Origin of the sequence: Campylobacter sp. 110 (assembly GCF_002383965.1) — a bacterium.
In the GTDB taxonomy this organism is placed as follows: Bacteria; Campylobacterota; Campylobacteria; order Campylobacterales; family Campylobacteraceae; genus Campylobacter_D; species Campylobacter_D coli.
Genome location: NZ_NXBD01000021.1, coordinates 116,367 through 137,611 on the forward strand (window position 1 = coordinate 116,367; position 21,245 = coordinate 137,611).

Consider the following 21,245-nt stretch of genomic DNA (forward strand, 5'->3'; position numbering starts at 1 on the left):
TTTTTTATTTTATAATTTTTTTAATTTTAAATTTGAGGAGTTGCAAGTGCTTAGATGGTTTGTTTTACTATTTTTATTGTTTTTCAATCTTGAGGCTAAAATTCCAAAAGATACTTTAATCGTAGCTGTGGAAAATGAAATTTCAAGGATAAATCCTGCATATAGCGAAGATCATGATGCGGTGATTAATCTTGTATTTTCAGGACTTACGCGTTTTGATGAGCATATGAATTTAAAGCCTGATTTAGCTGCGTCGTGGAATGTAAGCAAGGATGGACTTAGCTATGATATCTTTTTGCGTGAAGATGTTTTGTGGCACGATGGAGTGAAATTTAGTGCCGATGATGTTAAATTCAGTCTTGAAGTTTTTAAAAATCCTAAAAATAATTCTTCAGTTTATGTGAATTTTGAAGATATTAAAAGTATAGAAATTTTAAATCCTTATCATCTTAAAATCACGCTTTCTAAACCTTTTCCTGCATTTTTAGATGCTTTAAGTATAGGAATGCTTCCTAAACATTTACTTAGTGATAAAGACTTAAATACTGCTTCTTTTAATCAAAACCCCATAGGCACGGGTCCTTATAAATTTGTAAAATGGAAAAAGGGCGAATATGTAGAGTTTAAAGCCAATGAGAATTTTTATCTTACAAAAGTAAAAACTCCAAGACTGATTATAAAACACATTTTTGATCCTTCAGTTGCAAGTGTAGAGCTTAAAAATGGCAAAATTGATGTGGCTTTGATCGATGTTTCTTTATTGAATATTTTTAAAAAGGATGAAAATTTTAAAATTTTGCATGAAAGATCTGCTGATTATAGAGCTTTAATGTTTAATTTAGAGAATGAATTTTTAAAAGATATTCAAATAAGAAAGGCTTTAAATTATGCTGTTGATAAGCAAAGTATAGTCAAAAATCTTTTGCATGATTATGGTTTTGTAGCCAATCATCCTTTAGAGCGTTCTTGGGCAGATTCTAAAACCTTTAAAACTTATGAGTATAATCCTAAAAAAGCCCAAGATTTGATTTTGGCTTTAGGTTTTAAGAAAAACGATGAGGGTATTTTTGAAAAAGATGGCAAGATTTTAGAATTTGAAATTTGGACTATGAGTAATGATCCTCTAAGGGTGAGTTTGGCAGGAATTGTGCAAAGTGAGTTTAAAAAAATAGGGGTTATAGCTAAGGTTGTAGCAAAGCCTGCGGGCAGTTTTGATTATTCTAAAGTAGATAGTTTTTTAATAGGCTGGGGAAGTCCTTTAGATCCTGATTTTCACACTTTTAGGGTATTTGAAAGTTCGCAAGATAGTGCTTTAAATAATGAGGGTTGGAATTTTGGACATTATCATGATAAAAAGGTAGATATAGCCTTGCAAAAAGCTAGAAATACTTTAAATTTGGAAGAGCGTAAAAAGTATTATAAAGAATTTATTGATGCTTTGTATGAAAATCCTCCTTTTATTTTTCTAACTTATCTTGATTTTGCCTTAGTTTATAATGCTAAACTTGAGGGTGTTAAAGCAAGAAATTTAGGCCATCATGGAGTAGGTTTTACTTGGAATATTTATGAGTGGAGTAAAAAATAAGTGCTAAAACGCTTAGTTTTTAGTATTTTTATCGCATTTTTTAGCACTTTTTTATGCTTTGTTTTGCTTTATTTTAGTAAAGGTAGTGTAGCGTATGCAAATAAAGTCAATTCTCAAAGCAAGGAATTAGTTCAAAGAATAGAAGCCAATTTAGGGCTAGATAAGCCCTTGCTAGAGCAGTATCAAATTTGGCTTTTTAAGGCTTTAAAAGGGGATTTAGGTGTTTCTTTTTTAAGTGGGGAAAGTGTTTTAAAGCTCATTAAAGAAAGGATGGCAAATACCTTGATTTTAAGCCTGAGTGCCTTAGTGCTTTTGTTTTTACTCAGTGTTTTTCTTGCTCTTTTGGGCCATTATTATAAAGAAAGTTTTATAGATAAATTGATCACTTTTCTAGCCTTTAACTTTTTTGCTTTACCGCCTTTTGTTTTGGCTTTATTTTTTGTTTTGATTTTTGGAATTTTTTGGCAGGTTTTACCTATAACAGGGACGAGCGATATAGGTCTTGAAGATGATTTTTTTAACCGCTTAAAACATCTTATTTTGCCTGTTTTAGTGCTTGTTTTATCGCATTTAGCTTTGTTTTTACGCATAGCTAGAAATTTTATCAATGAAACTTTTTCGCAAATTTTTGTTCAAAATTTATACGCTAGAGCCTTAAGGGAAAAAGATATTTATTTTTTGGTTTTAAGATATTCTTTAAGCCCTATTATAGCTTATTTTGGAGGCAGTGCTTTAAGTTTTATGATGGGAACTTATGTGGTTGAGAGTGTTTTTGCTTATGAGGGGCTTGGGAGTTTGCTTTTTGAAAGCATTCTTTTTAAGGATTTTCCTATGGCTTTGGCTTTGATATTTTTTAGTGTTTTACTTGCTGCTTTTTTTACATTTTTAAGCGATGTTTTTGCTTGGATTTTAAATCCAAGATTAAAAAGGTTGAAATTTGTTTAAGATAATACTTTTTCTTACGCCTTTAATGTTTTTGATTTTAAGTGCTTTGTTTGCGCCTTTACTGGCTCCTTTTGATGTTTTAGAAAGTCATTTAAATCATTTGCACCAAGCTCCTAATTTAACTTATTATCTAGGGACTGATTTTTTAGGTAGAGATGTATTTTCGCGTTTGCTTTTTGCTTTGAGAATTTCTTTATTTATAGGAATTTGTAGTTCTTTTTTGTCTATATTTTTTGCTCTTTTTTATTTATTTTTAGCAAGATGTTTTTTTTATACTTTTTGGATGCGAATTTTAGATCTTTTTTTAGCTTTGCCTGCTTTTTTGTTGATGATGTTTTTTCAAAGTTTTGTGGGTGTAAATATGTTTTTAATGATTTTTCTCATCGCTTTAGTGCATTGGCCTTTTATAGCAAGGATTGTAGAAAGCGAGTTAAAAAGACTAGAAAATTTAGACTTTTATAAAGCAAGTATAGTGTTAGGAAGGACTAAATTCAGAGCTTTTTTTAAGGATTTATTGCCAGCTTTAAAATCTTTAATATTTGTTCTTTTTATATTTAATATCATTCATGCCATAGCCACTGAAGCGACTTTAAGTTTTTTTGGCTTAGGTCTTGGTTTTAATATACCGACTTTAGGAATTTTACTCAATGAATCTTCAAAGGCTATTTTTATAGGTGCTTGGTGGATGATATTGTTTCCACTTTTAGCTCTTATGTTTTTATTTTTGCCCCTTTTATGGCTTGGAAATTATTTGCAAAAAATCGGCGGAGTAAGATCTTGAAAGTAAGAAATTTAAGTCTAAAATTAAATCAAAAAAAGATCTTTGAAAATATAAGTTTTGATATTAAAAAAGCTAAGAGTTTGATGATTGTAGGTGAGAGTGGGGTTGGAAAAAGTCTTTTGGGAAAATCCTTAATCAGACTACTTGATCCTAAATTTGAAATAAATGCGGATGAATGGAGCTTTAATGAAGTTTCTGTTTTCAATTTAAATCAAAACGAACTTCGTGCATTTCGTTCTAAAGTCGGACTTGTTTTACAAGATGCGGAGCTTAGTCTTTATCCGTATTTGGATATAGGTAATTTATTTCATCTTATTTTAAAAACTCATACAAAATTAAATCAAAAGGACCGTAAAAGATATGCTTTTGATTTGCTTGAAAAATTAGGCTTTGATGATGTAGATTTATTGTGGCATTCTTATGCAAATGAATTAAGTTTGGGTATGGCAAGAAGAGTGAGTTTAGCTCTAGCTTTATTAAGCAAGCCTCAAATTTTAATTTGCGATGAGATTACAGCTTCTTTAGATAAAGAAAATGTGCAAAAAATCATTCAAATATTAAAAGAATTAAAAAATACTTTAGGCTTAGTTTGTATCACACATGATTTAAATTTAGTCAATTCTTTAGCAGATGAGGTTCTTTTTTTAGAAAAAAATCAAGCGCAACTTTTTAGAGTGGATGAATTTTTAAGGATTTATCATGCTTGAAGTTAAAAATTTAGGTAAATTTTATGAGTTTAAAAAGCATTGGTATTTGAAAAAAGAAAAACATTTGATTTTTGAAAATATCAATTTTTCTTTAAAAGAGAATGAAAATTTGATGATTTTAGGGCAAAGTGGCGCAGGAAAAAGCACTTTAGCTAGAATACTTTGTTTTTTAGAAAATCCAAGTTTTGGAGAAATTATATATAAAAATTTAAATCCCCATAGTCTTGATAAAACAAAACAAAGACTTTTAAGAAAAGAAATTCAGTATTGTTTTCAGGATCAAAAAGCAGCCCTAAATCCTTATAAAAAAATCAAAAATCTTATCCAAGATGGTCTAGAAAATTTCAATATAAAAAAAGAGCAAGAAAAGATTTTAGAATTTTTTGATCGCTTTAACTTAAAAAAACAAATTTTAGAGCAAAAACCCTATGAGTTAAGTGGAGGAGAAGCCACTCGCGTGGGACTTATCCGCGCTTTGATCTTAGAGCCAAAAGTGCTTATTTTAGATGAAATTACTTCTAGTCTTGATATAAAAAATTCAAAAGAAATCTTAAAATTTTTATACCATTATCAGCAAGAAAATTTGATTTCTTATATTTTTATCACTCATCAAGATGAGTTTTTTGTTAACTTTAAGTGTAAAAAAATGAAACTTTAAACAATATTTATTCTTATTAAGTTTCAATATAGAAAGTTTAGAGTAAAATAGAACAAAGTGTGTAAATTTTATTTTTTGTTGTGAAGTGATTCAAAGTGTTTAAAAAAAGGAGAAAAAATGTCCCACATTGATGCTTCGCATCCTTATTTTGGTATTTTTTTAATGCTAGTACTTGCTAGTGTTATTTTTTTTGGACTGGTTTTTTTAGCTTCAAAAATCGGTAATAATTTTGCCGCAAAAAATCGTAAAAAATTAGGACTTGGAATTTATGAATGTGGTCCTATTCCTGTTAAACAAGCTAACAAGATTAACTCTCAATTTTTCATCATCGCCTTAATCTTCATACTTTTGGATATAGAAGTTGTGTTTTTGTTTCCTTGGGCATTGATTTTTAAAGATTTAGGTTGGTTTGGACTTTTAGAAGTTTTTGTTTTTATCGTACTTTTAGGAGTTGGATTTTTATATGCTTATAAAAAAGGAGCGTTTGCATGGCAGAGCATCAAATAAATTATGCAAGTGGTTTACCCGTAGTTTTAACTAGTGTTGATAAACTAGTTCAATGGGGTAGGAGTAATTCTTTATGGGCTTTATCTTATGGACTTGCCTGTTGTGCGATTGAGATGATGGCGGCTGGGGGTTCAAGATATGATTTTGATAGATTTGGAACGATTTTTAGAGCTTCGCCACGCCATAGTGAAGTAATGATTATCGCAGGAACTTTATGTAAAAAGCATGCTGAATTTACAAGAAGACTTTATGATCAAATGCCTGATCCTAAATGGGTGATTTCTATGGGAAGTTGTGCCAATACAGGCGGTATGTTTAATACTTATTCTACTGTTCAAGGAGTGGACAGAATTATACCTGTAGATATTTATGTGCCAGGCTGTGCTCCACGCCCCGAAAGTTTTCAGTTTGCTTTGATGATTTTGCAAAAAAAGATCCGCAAAGAAAAAGCAAGTCGTAAAATCGCACCTAAAAGGTTGGTATAATGAGAAAGTATAGCGATAAAAAAAATGCTCAAACTCAAAATTACTACAAAGATAGATTTTATCATGCGCCACACACTGTAAAATCTGATGTTAATGAAAGTGTTTTTAAAGAGGATTTTGAAGTTTTAAAAACTCAAGTAGAAATTTTAAATTCCTTTGTAGAACTTGATTTTTGGGTAATAGAAATTAAAAAAGAAGACAATGTTAAAACCCTGCAAATGCTTAAAACTTTAGGGTATTTAAGTTTTACAGAAGCAAGCGCTATTGATTTTGTAGCCGATAAAAATGGTTTTGAAGTGTTTTATCAGCTTTTAAATTTAGAAAAAAAATTAAGAGTGAGAATAAAAACTTTTGTAGGCGTAAAAGAGCGTTTACAAAGCGTGGCTCATGTTTTTAAAGGGGCAAATTGGAGTGAGAGAGAAATTTATGATATGTTTGGAATTTTCATCATAAATCATCCCAATTTAAAACGCATTTTAATGCCTGATGATTGGTTTGGACATCCGCTTTTGAAAACTTATCCTTTAAAGGGCGATGAGTTTGCAAGATGGTATGAGATTGATAAAATTTTTGGTAAAGAATATCGCGAAGTCGTAGGAGTCGAGCAAAGAGATCCAGGTTTTGCAGATGATAAAGATACACTCAATTTTGCAAGATTGTATCATGAAGTACCAAAAGGCGGATCTAGAAAAGAGGTATCTTTTAAACAAGAGTATCAAGAAGATGGAGGCGTTGCTTTTGTAAAAAAAGTCAAACGCGACGAAGCAAAAATTTTAGACAAAAGGCGTTAAGATGCAAATTCCTAGCAAGTTAAAACCTTATTATGAAAATATAGCTTTTGAGCAAGAAGACTCAAAAATGATTATTAATTTAGGGCCGCAACACCCTTCAGCACATGGAAATTTACGCCTTATTTTAGAGCTTGATGGAGAGCAGGTTGTAAAAGCGCGCCCTACCATAGGCTATATGCATCGTGGTATGGAAAAAATGGCTGAAAATATGATATATCAAGAGTTTATCCCGACAACTGATAGGATGGATTATATCGCTGCGTCGGCTAATAATTACGCTTATTGTGCAGCTGTTGAAAAGCTTTGCGGCTTAGAAATTCCACGCCGTGCAGCAGTGATAAGAATGATACTTTTAGAGCTTAATCGCATCGCATCGCATTTGCTTTGGCTTGCAACTCACGCACTTGATATTGGGGCGATGAGTGTATTTTTGTATTGCTTTAGAGAACGCGAGTATGTTTTGGATTTGATAGAAAAATATTGTGGAGCAAGACTTACACATTCTTCTATGAGAATAGGCGGGGTTATGCTTGATTTACCTGAGAATTATTTAGAAGAAATGCTTGCATTTTGCGATAAATTTCCAAATGATTTAAAAGATTATGAAGATCTTTTAGATGATAATAGAATTTGGCGTTTAAGAACTGAAAATGTAGGTGTGGTTACTAAAGAACAAGCCTTAAATTGGGGTTGTACGGGTGTGATGTTAAGAGGAAGTGGCATAAAATACGATATACGCAAAGAAGAGCCTTATTTGCTTTATAATGAAGTTGAATTTGGTGTGCCTTATGCTACGCAAGGGGATTCTTATGCAAGATATAAAGTTTATATGCAAGAATTTCGTGAAAGTCTTAAAATACTTAGACAATGCGCCGCGCTTTACAAAGATACTCCGCCTGAAATTTTGGCCAATCATCCTGAATATGTCAGCAGTTCAAAAGAGCAAATTTTAACGCAAAATTATTCTTTAATGCAGCATTTTGTGCTTATAACTCAAGGTTTAAAACCTCCAAAGGGTGAAGTTTATGTGCCAACTGAAAGTCCTAAGGGTGAGCTTGGATTTTTTATCCATAGTGATGGTACGGGAAGGCCTTATCGTTTAAAGGCTAGAACGCCTAGTTATTGGCATTGTGCATTTTTTGAAGAAATGCTTGTGGGGACTTATTTGGCTGATGTTGTGGCCATTATGGGAAATGTAAATATAGTTTTAGGTGAGATAGATCGATGAGAAGGGTAGATTTAAGAAAAAGCAAAGAGCTTTTTGAAGATTTAGCACAAATCATAAAAGAAGCAAAACAAGGTGAGGTTTTAGTGGTGCTTTTTGAAATCGGCGATTTTTCTCCTGTTGAAAAAAGTTTTTCTTTTGTAAAAGAACAAGGCTGTGAGCTTTTAAATTCTTTGAAATTTAATCAAGTCGATTGGACTATTGTTATAAAAAAGGAGAGAGTATGATTTATGATAATGCTCTTTGTTTTTTAGATATGCCAAGCCTTAAAAACAAAAATTTATGTGAAAAAATAGGTGTAAATAGCATTAATATTTCTTGTTTGGAAGATAAAAACTTAAAAGCTAAATTTTACAAATGCGAAATTGCAAGTTTGAGTTTTGTTTTGGCCTTGCTTTGTAAATTAAGCGATGAAGGACAATTTTGCGATTTAGATGAGGGATATTTAAGTGCTGAATCTTGTTTTGGAGAGGAAGAAGCAGGCGAAGTGCTTGCTTTTTTAAAAGAGGTTAAGTATTTAATTATAGATAAAAATATCCATTCTTATAAAGATAGTGAAAATATCAAATATTTTTTGAATTTCCTAAGTGTAAAATATGGATTAAAGATTTTAGACAGCAATGAAAAAGAATGCGATTTTAAAAAGGCAAAATTAAACACCCTAAAAGAACTCGATAATTATGACGGGTTAGTGCTTTTTAGAGCAAATTTGCAAGATAAAAATTTACATTGTTCAAAGCAATTTTTACAAATTGCAAAATGCAAAGATCAAAGTGAAGTTGAAATTTTAGCTAAAGATTTTAGTTTTAAAACTAAGCTTTGTTTAGATGAAAATTTACAAGGCACCATAGCTTTTTTAAATTATGAAAATAATGGTTTTGATTTTACTCCAATTCGCATAAAGGAAGCAAAATGACAGTTAAGATTAATGGTATAGATTGCGCCTTTGAAGAAGGCGAATATATTTTAAATATAGCAAGAAGAAATGATATTTTTATCCCAGCGATTTGCTATCTTTCAGGCTGTAGCCCGACTTTGGCTTGTCGTATGTGTATGGTAGAGGCTGATGGTAAAAAAGTGTATTCTTGCAATACTAAAGCAAAAGAGGGTATGGTTGTAGAAAGTGATTTACAAAATCTTTGGGATGAAAGAAATGAGATCATGCAAGCTTATTGTATTAACCATCCTTTAGAATGCGGGGTTTGTGATAAATCAGGTGAATGTGAATTGCAAAATTTCACTCACAAAAGCCGTGTAAATATCCAAAGACATTGGATTAAAGATACGCATAAACCGCATAAACATTGGGGAATGATTAATTACGATCCTGCACTTTGTATAGTATGTGAGCGTTGCATTACAGTTTGTAAGGATAAAATCGGCGAAAGTGCTTTAAAAACAGTGCCTCGCGGAGGTGATAGTGTAGATAATAGCTTTAAAGAAAGTATGGGTAAAGATGCTTATGCGATTTGGACGAAATTTCAAAAAAGTTTGATAGGCCCTGCAAATGGCGACACGCTTGATTGTTCATTTTGTGGAGAATGTACAAGCGTATGCCCAACAGGAGCTTTAATAGGTTCGAAATTTCAATACACTTCAAATATTTGGGAACTTAAAAGAATCCCTGCTTCAAATCCACATTCAAGCGATTGTGAGTTGATGTATTATGATATTAAGCAAAGCGGCATTAGCAATCAAAAAGAAAAAATTTATCGTGTGAGTAATGATTTTGCCTTTGCGAGTTTAAATAAGGCTGCAAGGTTTGCTTTTGATACGCAAAATGAGGCGGATAAAGATGAAAAAGCCTTTAAAGAACTTGTGGAGCTTTTTGAGAAAAATGAAATTAAAAACATTAAATTTAATAGTTTTATTACCAATGAAGAAGCTTTGATTTTACAAAATTTAAAAAAGAAATTTGGCTTAAATCTTATCAATAACGAAGCTTTAAAATTTAAAGACTTTTTGGAAGAATTTATAAGCAATGGCGGTGAGTTTTATAATGCTACAACCCAAGATATCACAAAAAGCGATTTCTTAGTCGTTGCAGGAACGCTTTTAAGATACGATGCACCTACGCTTAGCTATAAAATCAACAATGCCTTAGTGATGAATAAAGGCTCGGGACTTTATTTTCATCCTATAGAAGATACAGGCATTGCAAAGTATTCTAAAAATTTCATTTCACATACTCATAAAAGTGGAGATGAGGAGCAAATTTTATATTTCTTGCTTCAAAAATTCACTCAAGATGAAAATATAAAAGCAAATTTGGCTGAATTTTTTATAAATGAAAATAAAGAAATAGAAGAAAGCATCAACGAAGAAGTTGTAGAACAAGTCATAGAAAAAGATGAAGAAGGCAATGAAATTCAAAAAGAAGTAAAAAAAGTCGTGCCTAAGAAAGTGAAAAAAATCATAGAAGTACAACGCTCTGTTTTTGCTAAAAATTTAGGCATAGATGAAGATAAATTAGAAGATTTATTGCTTAAAAAAGCAAATTTTACTCTTGTTATAGGGAATGATTTTTATTTTCATAAAAATGCGAAAAAACTTGCTAAATTACTTGCTTTGATCCAAAATACCACTCCTTTTAAAGTCTTTTTAAATCCTACGCATACTAATACCTTAGGTGTGGCTATGATTTGTGATTTGGATAAAAACACACAAGAAGGCAAGACTTTAGGCTATAATGAAAAAGGTGATTTTAGTTTTTCTTATGAAGAGCATGCAAATTTAGCTAGTGCGAGTTTAAATCAGCAAGAAGGAACTTTTTTAAATTATGATAAAAGAGTGGTACCAACTAACGCTGCTTTAGAATTTAAGGGATATTTTTTAAATGATTTGGCTAATGCTTTAGGTTTTGATGAGGAATATACGATCAATTACACCAAAAGACTTCCTATTAACAAAGGCTTTTCCCCTTTGGAATTTGATAGTCTTGATAATTTTTATACCAATGGTGGAGAATGCAAAAGAGGATATGATTTAAATTTAGAATGCCATAAAAAAAGTGCTAAAAATGAATTTATAGCTCCCCATTTGCAAAATTTAACATTACAAGAAGATGAAATTTTGCTTTACAGTGCAAATCCTAGTTATCAATTTGGTAGATTTTCAAATCGTGCAAGTGCAACCAATGAAGCGATTTTTTTAGGGGTTAGTCAGAATTTGGCAAAAGAAAAAAACTTGCAAGATAAAGATCTTGTAAAACTTAAGATTAAAGATAAGGAATTAAGTCTTAGCGTGCGTATAGATAAAGACATAAAAAATGGGGCTTTTTTACCTTATTTTGACGAAAAAATCGACACGCTAAGTTTTTTTGATGAAAGATTTATTGTGGCAAATTTAGAAAAATTAGGAGCGAGTCATGAGTGATTTTGCTTTTTTTGCTTTAGAGGCTTTAATTAAGTGTATTATAGTGATTGCAATTTTTGCTACCTTAGCAGGACTTGCAACTTATGCAGAAAGAAAGGTTTTGGCTTATTTTCAAAGACGCATTGGGCCTGATATGGTAGGACCTTTTGGACTTATCCAACTTGTAGCAGATATGATAAAGCTTTTCACCAAAGAAGATATCATACCTTCAAATTCACAAAAATTGATTTTTGCTATAGCGCCTTTGATTGCAGCTATTTGTGCTTTTGTTTCTTTAGCGGCTATTCCTATGCTTCCTGAATTTACTTTGTTTGGACGCACTATACAGCCTTTGATTGCCGATATTAATGTGGCTTTGCTTTTTGTTATAGGAACTTCGGGGCTTTGTTTTTATGCTATATTTTTAGGTGGCCTTGCAAGCAATAACAAATGGTCAATCATAGGTGCTGCAAGAGGGCTTGTAGCTATCATTTCTTATGAGAGTGTGGGAGCTCTTGCTTTGATAGCTATTGTGATGCTTGTAGGATCTTTTTCTTTGATAGATATTAACAATTATCAAAGCGATGGATTTTTTTCATGGCTTATTTTTAAACAGCCTTTAGCTTTTGCGCTTTTTGTGATTGCTTTATTTATCGAAACCAATAGAACCCCACTTTGTTTAACTGAAAATGAAGCCGATATCGTTGCGGGTTATGGTACGGAGTATTCGGGTTTGAGATGGGGTATGTTTTTTATAGGAGAATATGCCTCTATGATAGCAGGGGCGATTTTAATCACGCTTTTATTTTTGGGCGGTTTTAATGATTTTTATTTTATACCTGGCTGGATTATGATGATAGTAAAATCAAGTTTTATCTTCTTTTGGTATTTTTGGACTAGAGCAGCTTTTCCACAACTTCGTCCTGATCAAGTGATGAGAATGTGTTATTTAATTTTAATTCCTTTGGCGGTTTTAAATCTTTTAATCACTGCCTTTGCAGTACTTATATAGGAGTTTGTGATGAAAAATTATTATTTAATCGATGAAAAAAGAAAGACTCCTACTAGCACTTGGCAGAAGATTTCACAAGCTTTAAAAAGAAGTGTGAAACTAGAACTTTTTGTGGGATTATGGGTGGTTATGCGTGAAATGCTAAAAAGAAACAATAGCGCAACCATAAAATATCCCTTTGAAAAGGTAAAACTTGACAATCGCTACCGTGCTGTGCATCGTCTTATGCGTTTTATAGAAAGTGAAAATGAAAGATGCATAGGATGTGGGCTTTGTGAGAAGATTTGCATCAGTAATTGTATCAGAATGGAAACTTCTTTAGATGAAAATGGGCGTAAAAAAGTAGGAAATTATAGTATTAATTTAGGGCGTTGTATTTATTGTGGTTTTTGTGCTGAGGTTTGTCCTGAACTTGCTATAGTTCATGGTACAGAATATGAAAATGCAGCCGAACAAAGATCTTATTTTGGTTATAAGCAAGATTTTTTAACTCCTATTGATAAGCTTAAAAATCAAGTTGAATTTGAGGGTGCGGGTAGCCTTAGAAAGGATGCGGATTTGCTTGTGAAAAAAACTCCAAATTATTATGAAGTTTTACAAGAAAGAGAAAAAAAATTATGCACTGATGAAGAATGCACATTGCCAAATTTAGCTCCACAAGGAGAAGTTAAATGATAGAAATTTTAGCTTTTACATTTTTTAGTGTAGTGGTTTTAGGTTTTTTCTTAGTAGCGGTTTTGAGTAAAAATATGCTTTATTCTCTTTCTGCTTTAGCCGGTGGAATGGTTTTTTTATCGGGTTTTTATTTTTTACTTGATGCAGAGTTTTTAGGAGTGATACAAATCATAGTTTATAGCGGGGCTGTGCTTGGGCTTTATAGCTTTGCTATGATGTTTTTTGATAGCTCCAAAGAATTTAAAGAAAAATTAAGAGCTAAGAAGAGTTTTTTTCTTTTAGTGATTTTAAGTGCTGTTTTGCTTTTGTTTATGCTTTTAGGCTTTAAGCACCAAAATATCGCGGGTGATTTAGCTTTAAGTGATCCAAATTTATTTGATTATAATAAGCAACTTGCTTTTGCTATTTTTTCAAAATATCTTTTAGCTTTTGAATTTATAGCTATTTTGCTTTTAATCGCTTTAATTTGTGCGATCGTGCTTACACATAAAGAGCTTACAAAGGAAAGATAATGGTAGAAAAGTATTTTTTTATAGCTATTGCAATGTTTATTATAGGATTAATCGGTATTTTAAAAAGACAAAATCTCATTATGCTTTTTATTTCAAGTGAAATTTTACTCAATGCAGCAAATTTAGCTCTTGTCGCAGCTTCTAAGATTCATCAGGATTTAAACGGACAAGTTTTTGCTCTTTTTGTGATGGGTGTGGCTGCTTGCGAAGTGACTGTGTGTGTAGCATTTTGCGTACTTTGGTATAGAAGAAAAGGCACTTTAGAATTAAAGAACCTAAAAGAGGAGGTTTGATAATGCAAAATTTAGCTTTGATTTCTCTTTTTAGCCCTTTTGTAGCTTTTTTATTTGCAAGTTGTTTTGCTTTAAGTGAAAGAAAAATTTTTGTCGCTTATGTATGTTCTTTATTGATTGGTATAAGTGCATTTTGTTCTTTGTATCTACTTTTTAACAATCAAGCTTTTAATATAAGTTTATTTGAGTGGTTTATAGGTTTAAGCTTTGGATTTAACATAGACGCTATTTCTCTTACTATGATGAGTGTTGTGGGTGTTGTAGCAACTTGTGTGCATTTTTATAGCATTTTTTATATGGCTCATGATAAAGATTTTAATAAATTTTTTGCTTATTTAGGGCTTTTTGTATTTTCAATGCTTTTTTTAGTGATGAGTGATAATTTTTTAGGACTTTTTGTAGGCTGGGAAGGGGTAGGGCTTTGCTCTTGGCTTCTGATCGGTTTTTGGTATAAAAACAATACCTATTCTTTTGCAGCTAATGAAGCTTTTATTATGAATCGTATTGCGGATTTGGGTATGCTTTTGGGAATTTTTTGGCTTTATATCCAAGCAAGTACTTTAAAATACAATGAAGTATTTGCCATAGCGCAAAATTTAGATCATAATGCTTTGGTTTTGATTGCGAGTTGTTTATTTATCGGAGCTATGGGAAAATCCGCACAATTTCCTCTTCATACTTGGCTTGCAGATGCAATGGCAGGACCTACGCCTGTTTCAGCCTTAATCCATGCTGCTACCATGGTAACTGCGGGGGTTTATTTGGTTATTCGTGCAGGAGAAATTTACTCTTTAGTGCCTGAGGTTTCTTATTTTATTGCTTTGCTGGGAGCATTTGTGGCTATTTTTGCAGCTTCCATGGCTTTGGTGGCTAGGGATTTAAAACGCATTATTGCTTATTCTACTTTATCGCAGCTTGGATATATGTTTGTGGCTGCAGGACTTGGAGCTTATGGTATAGCTTTATTTCACTTAGTAACCCATGCTTTTTTCAAATCTTTACTCTTCTTAGGTGCTGGAAATGTTATGCATGCAATGGATGATCAACTAGATATTAAAAAAATGGGTGGGCTTTTTAAATCTTTAAAAATCACTGCTATTTTTATGACTATAGGTTCTTTGGCTTTAGCAGGAATTTATCCTTTAGCAGGCTTTTTCTCAAAAGATTTGATTTTGGGTTATTCTTTTATCGCTCATTATCATGGAATTTTCTTAATTCTTTTAATTTCAGCCTTTTTAACCGCTTTTTATAGTTTTAGACTTTTAATGTTGGTATTTTTTACTCCTTCTAGACACGATAAACATCCACATGAAGCAAGTAAAATAGCCCTTTTGGCTATGAGTCCTTTGGTGGTTTTAGCTATTATCGCAGGCTTGTTTGAGCATAGTTTTTTCGAATATCTTAGCACTCAACTCATTTTTATCGATGCTCAAAATAAACTTGTAATGATTTGTGCGAGCGTAGCGGCTGTTTTGGGTGTAGTTTTAGCCATTATAGCCTATAAGGCTTCTTGGTTTAAAGATAGCATAGAGCAAAATAAAATCCATAAACTTTTGAGTAATGATTATTTTATCCCTAAGTTTTATCATGAATTTATAGTTTCAAAATACGAAAGCTTGTGTGCAGTTTTAAAACATTGTGACACTTATATTTTTGATGCTATAGTGGAGAAAATTGCTTATTATTGTAATTTGATTTCGCAAAAAATAATTATGAGTAATAGTCTTAATTTAATGCTTAGATTTTTGGTGGCAGGATTTGTGATTTTGCTTATTTTGGTATGGGTGGTGTAAAATGTTAAATTATCTAATCTTTTTTCCTTTAATTGCCGCTTTTGTAACTCTTGTTTTAAATCGTGGGGGTATAAAAGTTTTTAGCGTCATAGCGAGTTTAATGGTGCTTGGTTTAAATATCAAGATTTGGCAAGATTATTTAAATGGAATAAACCTTGAATATCAACTTCCTTTCAAGGTAGTCAATTTCATGAGTTATCATATAGGCGCTGATAGCATAGCTTTGATTTTAATGCTTTTAAGCTCCTTGATGATATTTTTAAGTTTTTTATTTTTAAAGATTGAGCAAAAAGCAATGGTATCTTGCATATTCTTTTTAGAATTTGCGATTATGGGATTATTTTCTTCGCTTGATGGCTTACTCTTTTATGTATTTTGGGAATTTTCACTTTTGCCTTTGCTTTATATTATGGGAGTATATGGTAAAGATTATAGAGCAGGGATTAAATTTTTTATTTATGCCTTTGCGGGTTCGATTTTAATGCTTTTAGCTTTAATTTATCAAGCCTATGCGACCTACAAATTTTTAAATATTTTCACTTTTGATATAGAAATTTGGAAAAATAATGCTTCGGCTATGAGTTTTAATGAACAAATTTTACTTTTTGGAGCATTTTTTATCGCCTTTGCTATTAAAGCACCGCTTTTCCCTTTTCATACTTGGGCACCAAAGGTTTATGCAAATTCGCCTATTTTAGTTTCTATGATGCTTGTAGCATTTAAAATGGCTCCTTTTGGATTTTTACGCTTTTGCTTGCCACTTTTTCCTGATGCAAGTGTGTATTTTATGCCTTTAGTGGTAGCTTTGTGTATAGTAAGTATAGTTTATAATGCTCTAATTGCTTACCGTGCTTCAAATTTAAAAGAATTGATCGCTTATAGTTCGATTTCTCACCTTGGGGTTATGATTTTAGGTATTTTTTCTTTTAATGCTTTGGGACTTAGTGGAGCAGTATTTTATATGTTTGCACATGGTATTGTTACAGGAGCCTTGTTTTTAATGGCTGAACTTTTATATAAAAAATACGGTACACTTGAAATTTCTTATTATCATTCTTTAGCCAATAAAGCGCCTTTATTTACTATTTTCTTTACTTTGATTTTACTTGCAAGTATATCTTTGCCACTGACAATATCTTTTGTTGGAGAATTTTTAATTCTTTTAGGTGTTGCAAAACTTAATTTACTTTATGCTCTTTTGGCAGGACTTGTGATTATTTTAGGTGCTATTTATATGCTTCATGTATTTAGAAAAATGTTTTTTATGCAAAAAGAAAGTCAGCTTGAAACTTACTCCTTGCACGCAAGAGAAATTCTTTCTTTGATACCTATAGTGGTTTTAATTTTTTATTTGGGTATAGCACCAAAGATTTTTTTAGATCCTTTAAATAAAGATGCGGATTTTATCGTTGAAAAAATGAAAGAAAGAGCTATTGATGATCAAACCATTCGATTTTTAAATCATTTAGAAGGGGAAAATAATGTTAGGTAATATCGATTTAAGCAGCTTAAATATCCCTTTATCCTATCCTTTTGCATTTTTGATTGCTGTGGCTATCGTGCTTTTGCTTTGTTCGGGTTTTTGGAAATTTCATCGAACTTTTTATATGGCTACTAGCTCTTTATCTTTGATTGTGAGTGTTTTTTTAATTTTAAATAATATCGTTGCGCAAGGCTTAGAAGCAAAAGGATTTTTAGGAACTTTAAATAATGATATTGTTTCTTTGTATGCTTCTTTGGTTGTTTTATGTTTTTCGTTTTTGTATCTTTTGATGCAAAAAGAAGAAAATCAAGGCGAATTTTATAGTTTGTTTTTATTTATGGTAGCGGGGCTTTTACTTATGGTTTCAAGCTCAAATTTGATCTTGATTTTCATAGGACTTGAAAGCTCTTCCTTGGCTCTTTATACACTTATTGCTATGCGCGGAAGCAATAATGCTATTTCAAGTGCTATTAAATATTTTAGCGTTGCGGCAGTAGGCTCGGGCTTTTTTGTTATGGCGTCGGCTTTGATTTATATTAGAACAGGCACTTTGGATTTGGGCTTAAAATTGGCTCTTGATAAAGATCCTATGCTTTTAGGCGCAGGAGTTATGATTTTTGTTTTATGTGCTATCAAACTTTCTTTAGCTCCTTTCCATTTTTGGTTAAAAGATGTGTATTCTTCAGCACATGTAAATTTGGTCGCTTTTATCTCTGTTGTTCCTAAAATAGCAATGTTTGTTGTAGTTATCAGACTTTTTAGCTTTTTAAATCATTTAGGATTTGAAAATATTTTAAATGTATTGGCTGTATTTTCAATACTTGTTGCAGCTTTAGCCGCATTGAGTCAAAAAGATGTCAAAAAGATGTTTGCTTATAGTTCTATAGTGCATTCTAGTTTTGTTTTAGCAGCATGTATACCTTTGTTAAATGCGGCCGATGATGTTTTAAATTCTATATTTGTTTATTGGGTGCTTTTTGGTTTTGCTAATTATGGTGTGTTTTTGATTCTTAGTACCTTTAAGGGAAGTTCGTTTGAAGAATTTAATGCTTTGTTGTTTAAAAAGCCTTTGATTGCACTATCGCTTAGCTTTTGTATACTTTCATTAGCTGGAATTCCGCCATTTGGAGCTTTTTGGGGTAAGGTGATGGTGTTAAAAACTTTAATTGTTGCTGAGTATTGGTATTTAGCTCTTTTTATGGCTTTAGCATCGCTTATTATGCTTTATGCGTATTTAAAGCTAGTCATCCATGCTTTATTTGTAAAAACTCAAGCTAAAGTTTCGGAGCATTTAAATTTTATTCAGAGTTTTATTTTAGCTCTTTGTACTTTGATTAGTGTATTTGCTTTATTTTTGTTACTCAAAATATAATATAATTATTGTATGAAAATTATATTTTTGGTATTGCTGAGTATTTGTACTCTTTTTTCTTTTGAATTAGCCCTAAATACAGGCCGCGAGAACAATCAAGCTTTTGCGGTCTTACATGCTAGTAATGACTTAGATTTTACTTGTCAAAAGATTGTTATTGAAGATAAAATACATTTTGAATGCGAGATTATGGGTGTAGTAGATAATAAATTAAGCGATCAAAGTTTCACTGCTTTTGATCTAAAATTTATTAAAGAATCTCAAAAGATTAAGATGATTATCCTGCCTAAAATGAGTGCAAGAATGTTTGATTTATCGCAAAATATTTATGCAGATAAAGAGTTAAATTCTTCTAGTATGCATAAAAGCAAGAGTTTTACTTTCATTTTTACTCCAGAATTAGAGCATGTAAAAGATTATGATGGACTTGATTTTAATATCAATTTTCCATATGAAAGTTTACCTTATGTCGGAGCTTTGGATTTAAATTCAGATCCTGTTATCATCCCTCAAAGTGCTGATATTAATACCTATTTGCGTATAAAAAATGAGTACGATAAGGCTAATTATACTCAAGTGGTTATAGATGCTCAAAATGCTATCAATCGCTATCGTGGTAGTATTTTTATGAATGAGTTTATACTTTATAAGCTTAGAGCACAAAGCCAAATTTACACTCAAGATCCAAGTATGCGTGATCAGCAAGTTTTGGAAAAAATGATTGATGAGGCTAAAAATTGGAATCGTACTTTTACAAGCGATAAGAATTTTCCAGAAGTCTTGCATATTATGCTAAGAACCTATATTGCTTTATCGCAACGCGCTGATATAGAATATACTATGTCGATTTTAAATAATGAGCAACCCAATAGTTATTTTACTCAGCTAGCAAGACTTGATTATGCTGATTACATCTATCCTTTAAACGAGAAAGAAAGAGCTATAGATATTTATGAGGATATTTATTTTAACACCAAAAATTTAGATTTGGCAGCAAGGGCGGCAATGAGCTTAATCAAAGATTATCTTGCCAATAATCAAATCGATAAAGCTGTGCAATATGTCAATACAATTTTAAAAGCCAATCCCGAATATTTTCCAAAGGATATGTTTAGATCTTTAGAGCTTGCTAAGCTTTTTAATCAGCATAAACAATATGACATAAGTGCAAGTATTTATGAAGATGTTTTTGTAAAAATGCCTAAAATTGATGATAGATATGAGCAGGTTTTAAAGGATCTAGCTTTAACCCTAGCTATGACTTCAAGATCAAGTGATGCTAAAAAATATCTTGATTTATATATGGATAATTATTTAGATGGAAAATATTTAGATGAAATTAGAAAAGCAAATGATGAGGTTTTCTTTGCCTTAGCGGATAATAATGCTACATTTTTGCATCAGCGTTATGCAAACCTGATGAAAGAGTACGCTCAAAAAGATGAAAATATAGCAAATAAGGCCCTAGATGAGGATGTTGCTCTTTATTATAAAGAGGGCAATTTAAGCGCGGTTTTAGCTTATAAAGATCAGATAGAAAATAAGAAATTAACAAATTCTGCAAAATTATTAGAGCAAGCAGCTATTCAGCTTCTAAACAATGATTTAAAAGCCGATAATTGTATCAATGCTGTTAATATATTTACACAATTTAATGCTTACGAAATTGGACAAAAGATAGAAAATAAAAAACAAATGCTAGCTTGTCTTATGAGAACTTCAAATATGCAACAAGCAATGGATTATATCGATAAAAATCATAATGAAGATTCTATTTTTTATGGTTTGCAAAAAGCATCTATACTTTATGATAATAAACAATATCCATTAGCTTTAAATATAGCTCGAGAAATAGCAAATTCTAGAATTTTAAAGAGTGATGAGGAGAATTTTAAAGCTTATTATTTGCAATTTTTGTCTTATTTGAAAATGGATGATTATAATATGGCTATTAAAATTTTACAAATTTTAGAAAGCTTTCCTATGAATTTTACAATGGTTGAAGCTTATGATAATTTATTAATTTACGCAAACGATCATAATATGCAAACAACGATTTTAACTTATGCGCCCAAGGCTATCGACTATCAAAATTTAAAAGGAATTAATCTTTTTAGCCCCAATTTAGAATTTATTTATCTTGATACTTTAGCGAAAACCAATCAAAATCAAGAAGCTTTAGCAGTATTAATAGATTTGTTAAAATTAAAGCTTTCAGATGAAGATAGGGCTAGAGCTTTATATATACAAAGTATGACCTATGAAAGAATGCAAAATACTCAGGCGCAAAAAGAAAGTCTAAAGCAGTGTTTGGAGCTTAAAACTACTTCTAATTGGCAAAATTTATGTCGAGATAAAAATCAAATTTTAGCCCAATAAGCTTAATTTGATTTTCTATGCATTAAGATGATTTTTGTTTTGTGATTGCTTAGCTTGGATTTTTTAAATCATCATAATAAAAACTAAAATCATATTTTTATTTTTAAGAAATTTACTATATTTTTCTTTATAAAAATCTTTTTATCTTTAATAGTTCTTTCCATGCTAGCTTTCAATTTTGGGTATAAATATGTATAAATTTATAAGCGAACAAAGTTATATAGCGTATATTAATTTTTATAATCTATAAAGTGAGTCATTTTTTCGAGTAGGCAAAACATGAAGTTAAGTAAGGAATTTAATCAAGAAGGTGATTTATTTTAAGTGAAGTGAGAAATAAATTCAATGGATAAGCAAATTAATTCACAAGAGCAACAATATAACAATAAAATACAGAATAAACTAGTAAATAAGGAACTATAAAAACAAACCAATACCTAACCTAGAACTTAACAAATAACGAATTGAAGATATTAATGAATAATCAATTAAAAGTGCTAGTAAATAATAAGTTAAAAGTATCAACAAATTAAAATCTTTAGATTGATACTTGCATATCAATCTAAATTGTATATATTAGCTAACATATAAACTAATATGTAAAATCAATATTTCATATTAGTTTAATCAAAACCTTTTCTTTTTCACATCTTCAAGTATGCTATTAGCTATATCACTTACAGTATTA

The 21,245-nt window shown here is 31.1% G+C and carries 20 protein-coding genes; all 20 read left to right on the top strand.

The features are described from left to right. Window positions 1–46 precede the first annotated feature (46 nt). The 20 genes from BGS43_RS02990 to BGS43_RS03085 all read left to right on the top strand — a co-directional run bounded on the left by BGS43_RS02990 (window position 47) and on the right by BGS43_RS03085 (window position 20,557). Window positions 47–1,585: an ABC transporter substrate-binding protein gene (locus tag BGS43_RS02990; protein WP_096568729.1), complete on the top strand. Its 1,539-nt coding sequence runs from the start codon at window positions 47–49 to the stop codon at window positions 1,583–1,585. Then, complete coding sequence (locus BGS43_RS02995; protein ID WP_002824965.1) at window positions 1,586–2,530, top strand: ABC transporter permease; 945 nt, start codon at window positions 1,586–1,588, stop codon at window positions 2,528–2,530. A 25-nt stretch (window positions 2,531–2,555) separates the two neighbouring features. Beyond that, window positions 2,556–3,311 (top strand): ABC transporter permease, encoded by a 756-nt coding sequence (locus BGS43_RS03000; protein WP_072219727.1) that lies wholly within the window; start codon window positions 2,556–2,558, stop codon window positions 3,309–3,311. Beyond that, entirely contained in the window at window positions 3,308–4,018 is a 711-nt protein-coding gene (locus BGS43_RS03005; RefSeq protein WP_002824969.1) for an ATP-binding cassette domain-containing protein, read from the top strand. Before BGS43_RS03000 ends, BGS43_RS03005 begins: the two co-directional genes overlap by 4 nt. Continuing rightward, window positions 4,011–4,676 carry an ATP-binding cassette domain-containing protein gene (locus BGS43_RS03010; RefSeq protein WP_002824971.1) on the top strand — a complete coding sequence of 222 codons (666 nt, stop codon included), beginning with the start codon at window positions 4,011–4,013 and terminating at the stop codon, window positions 4,674–4,676. Before BGS43_RS03005 ends, BGS43_RS03010 begins: the two co-directional genes overlap by 8 nt. Before the next feature lie 117 nt (window positions 4,677–4,793). Continuing rightward, a complete protein-coding gene (locus tag BGS43_RS03015; protein ID WP_002824972.1) occupies window positions 4,794–5,183 on the top strand; it encodes an NAD(P)H-quinone oxidoreductase subunit 3 in 390 nt (129 codons plus the stop codon). Continuing rightward, window positions 5,165–5,668 carry a NuoB/complex I 20 kDa subunit family protein gene (locus BGS43_RS03020; protein WP_002824974.1) on the top strand — a complete coding sequence of 168 codons (504 nt, stop codon included), beginning with the start codon at window positions 5,165–5,167 and terminating at the stop codon, window positions 5,666–5,668. Before BGS43_RS03015 ends, BGS43_RS03020 begins: the two co-directional genes overlap by 19 nt. Continuing rightward, window positions 5,665–6,459, top strand: coding sequence for an NADH-quinone oxidoreductase subunit C (locus tag BGS43_RS03025; protein WP_096568717.1), 795 nt, complete (start codon window positions 5,665–5,667; stop codon window positions 6,457–6,459). The genes BGS43_RS03020 and BGS43_RS03025 overlap by 4 nt, the downstream gene beginning before the upstream one ends. Window position 6,460: 1 nt before the next feature. Further along, window positions 6,461–7,687: an NADH dehydrogenase (quinone) subunit D gene (gene nuoD / locus BGS43_RS03030; protein ID WP_057040268.1), complete on the top strand. Its 1,227-nt coding sequence runs from the start codon at window positions 6,461–6,463 to the stop codon at window positions 7,685–7,687. Further along, on the top strand, window positions 7,684–7,911 hold the full coding sequence (locus tag BGS43_RS03035) for an NADH-ubiquinone oxidoreductase subunit E family protein (RefSeq protein ID WP_002824979.1): 228 nt from the start codon (window positions 7,684–7,686) through the stop codon (window positions 7,909–7,911). Before nuoD ends, BGS43_RS03035 begins: the two co-directional genes overlap by 4 nt. Further along, the gene (locus tag BGS43_RS03040; protein ID WP_002824980.1) at window positions 7,908–8,600 is read left to right on the top strand and encodes a hypothetical protein; all 693 of its coding nucleotides are present in this window, start codon (window positions 7,908–7,910) and stop codon (window positions 8,598–8,600) included. The genes BGS43_RS03035 and BGS43_RS03040 overlap by 4 nt, the downstream gene beginning before the upstream one ends. Then, entirely contained in the window at window positions 8,597–11,059 is a 2,463-nt protein-coding gene (locus tag BGS43_RS03045) for an NADH-quinone oxidoreductase subunit G (RefSeq protein ID WP_025398669.1), read from the top strand. Before BGS43_RS03040 ends, BGS43_RS03045 begins: the two co-directional genes overlap by 4 nt. Then, window positions 11,052–12,050, top strand: coding sequence for an NADH-quinone oxidoreductase subunit NuoH (gene nuoH / locus BGS43_RS03050; protein ID WP_044600594.1), 999 nt, complete (start codon window positions 11,052–11,054; stop codon window positions 12,048–12,050). The genes BGS43_RS03045 and nuoH overlap by 8 nt, the downstream gene beginning before the upstream one ends. A gap of 9 nt (window positions 12,051–12,059) precedes the next feature. Continuing rightward, window positions 12,060–12,725, top strand: a complete 666-nt coding sequence (nuoI, locus tag BGS43_RS03055) for an NADH-quinone oxidoreductase subunit NuoI (RefSeq protein WP_025398671.1) — start codon at window positions 12,060–12,062, stop codon at window positions 12,723–12,725. Then, window positions 12,722–13,237 carry an NADH-quinone oxidoreductase subunit J gene (locus BGS43_RS03060; RefSeq protein ID WP_002777901.1) on the top strand — a complete coding sequence of 172 codons (516 nt, stop codon included), beginning with the start codon at window positions 12,722–12,724 and terminating at the stop codon, window positions 13,235–13,237. The genes nuoI and BGS43_RS03060 overlap by 4 nt, the downstream gene beginning before the upstream one ends. Next, the gene (nuoK, locus tag BGS43_RS03065; protein WP_096568720.1) at window positions 13,237–13,530 is read left to right on the top strand and encodes an NADH-quinone oxidoreductase subunit NuoK; all 294 of its coding nucleotides are present in this window, start codon (window positions 13,237–13,239) and stop codon (window positions 13,528–13,530) included. The genes BGS43_RS03060 and nuoK overlap by 1 nt, the downstream gene beginning before the upstream one ends. Window positions 13,531–13,532: 2 nt before the next feature. Continuing rightward, complete coding sequence (gene nuoL, locus BGS43_RS03070) at window positions 13,533–15,323, top strand: NADH-quinone oxidoreductase subunit L (protein WP_096568723.1); 1,791 nt, start codon at window positions 13,533–13,535, stop codon at window positions 15,321–15,323. Window position 15,324: 1 nt separating this feature from the next. Next, window positions 15,325–16,815 carry an NADH-quinone oxidoreductase subunit M gene (locus BGS43_RS03075; protein ID WP_096568726.1) on the top strand — a complete coding sequence of 497 codons (1,491 nt, stop codon included), beginning with the start codon at window positions 15,325–15,327 and terminating at the stop codon, window positions 16,813–16,815. Further along, window positions 16,805–18,178, top strand: coding sequence for an NADH-quinone oxidoreductase subunit N (locus BGS43_RS03080; protein ID WP_057040359.1), 1,374 nt, complete (start codon window positions 16,805–16,807; stop codon window positions 18,176–18,178). Before BGS43_RS03075 ends, BGS43_RS03080 begins: the two co-directional genes overlap by 11 nt. A 12-nt stretch (window positions 18,179–18,190) precedes the next feature. After that, a complete protein-coding gene (locus tag BGS43_RS03085; protein ID WP_002824993.1) occupies window positions 18,191–20,557 on the top strand; it encodes a DUF7494 domain-containing protein in 2,367 nt (788 codons plus the stop codon). Window positions 20,558–21,245: the final 688 nt, after the last annotated feature.

What these genes read in the sequence shown, in the direction of transcription:
- BGS43_RS03000 (WP_072219727.1), top strand. Translation starts at nt 2,556, where the DNA reads ATGTTTTTGATTTTAAGTGCTTTGTTTGCGCCTTTACTGGCTCCTTTT.
- BGS43_RS03010 (WP_002824971.1), top strand. Translation starts at nt 4,011, where the DNA reads ATGCTTGAAGTTAAAAATTTAGGTAAATTTTATGAGTTTAAAAAGCAT.
- BGS43_RS03015 (WP_002824972.1), top strand. Translation starts at nt 4,794, where the DNA reads ATGTCCCACATTGATGCTTCGCATCCTTATTTTGGTATTTTTTTAATG.
- BGS43_RS03020 (WP_002824974.1), top strand. Translation starts at nt 5,165, where the DNA reads ATGGCAGAGCATCAAATAAATTATGCAAGTGGTTTACCCGTAGTTTTA.
- nuoD (WP_057040268.1), top strand. Translation starts at nt 6,461, where the DNA reads ATGCAAATTCCTAGCAAGTTAAAACCTTATTATGAAAATATAGCTTTT.
- BGS43_RS03035 (WP_002824979.1), top strand. Translation starts at nt 7,684, where the DNA reads ATGAGAAGGGTAGATTTAAGAAAAAGCAAAGAGCTTTTTGAAGATTTA.
- BGS43_RS03040 (WP_002824980.1), top strand. Translation starts at nt 7,908, where the DNA reads ATGATTTATGATAATGCTCTTTGTTTTTTAGATATGCCAAGCCTTAAA.
- BGS43_RS03045 (WP_025398669.1), top strand. Translation starts at nt 8,597, where the DNA reads ATGACAGTTAAGATTAATGGTATAGATTGCGCCTTTGAAGAAGGCGAA.
- nuoH (WP_044600594.1), top strand. Translation starts at nt 11,052, where the DNA reads ATGAGTGATTTTGCTTTTTTTGCTTTAGAGGCTTTAATTAAGTGTATT.
- nuoI (WP_025398671.1), top strand. Translation starts at nt 12,060, where the DNA reads ATGAAAAATTATTATTTAATCGATGAAAAAAGAAAGACTCCTACTAGC.
- BGS43_RS03060 (WP_002777901.1), top strand. Translation starts at nt 12,722, where the DNA reads ATGATAGAAATTTTAGCTTTTACATTTTTTAGTGTAGTGGTTTTAGGT.
- nuoK (WP_096568720.1), top strand. Translation starts at nt 13,237, where the DNA reads ATGGTAGAAAAGTATTTTTTTATAGCTATTGCAATGTTTATTATAGGA.
- nuoL (WP_096568723.1), top strand. Translation starts at nt 13,533, where the DNA reads ATGCAAAATTTAGCTTTGATTTCTCTTTTTAGCCCTTTTGTAGCTTTT.
- BGS43_RS03075 (WP_096568726.1), top strand. Translation starts at nt 15,325, where the DNA reads ATGTTAAATTATCTAATCTTTTTTCCTTTAATTGCCGCTTTTGTAACT.
- BGS43_RS03080 (WP_057040359.1), top strand. Translation starts at nt 16,805, where the DNA reads ATGTTAGGTAATATCGATTTAAGCAGCTTAAATATCCCTTTATCCTAT.
- BGS43_RS03085 (WP_002824993.1), top strand. Translation starts at nt 18,191, where the DNA reads ATGAAAATTATATTTTTGGTATTGCTGAGTATTTGTACTCTTTTTTCT.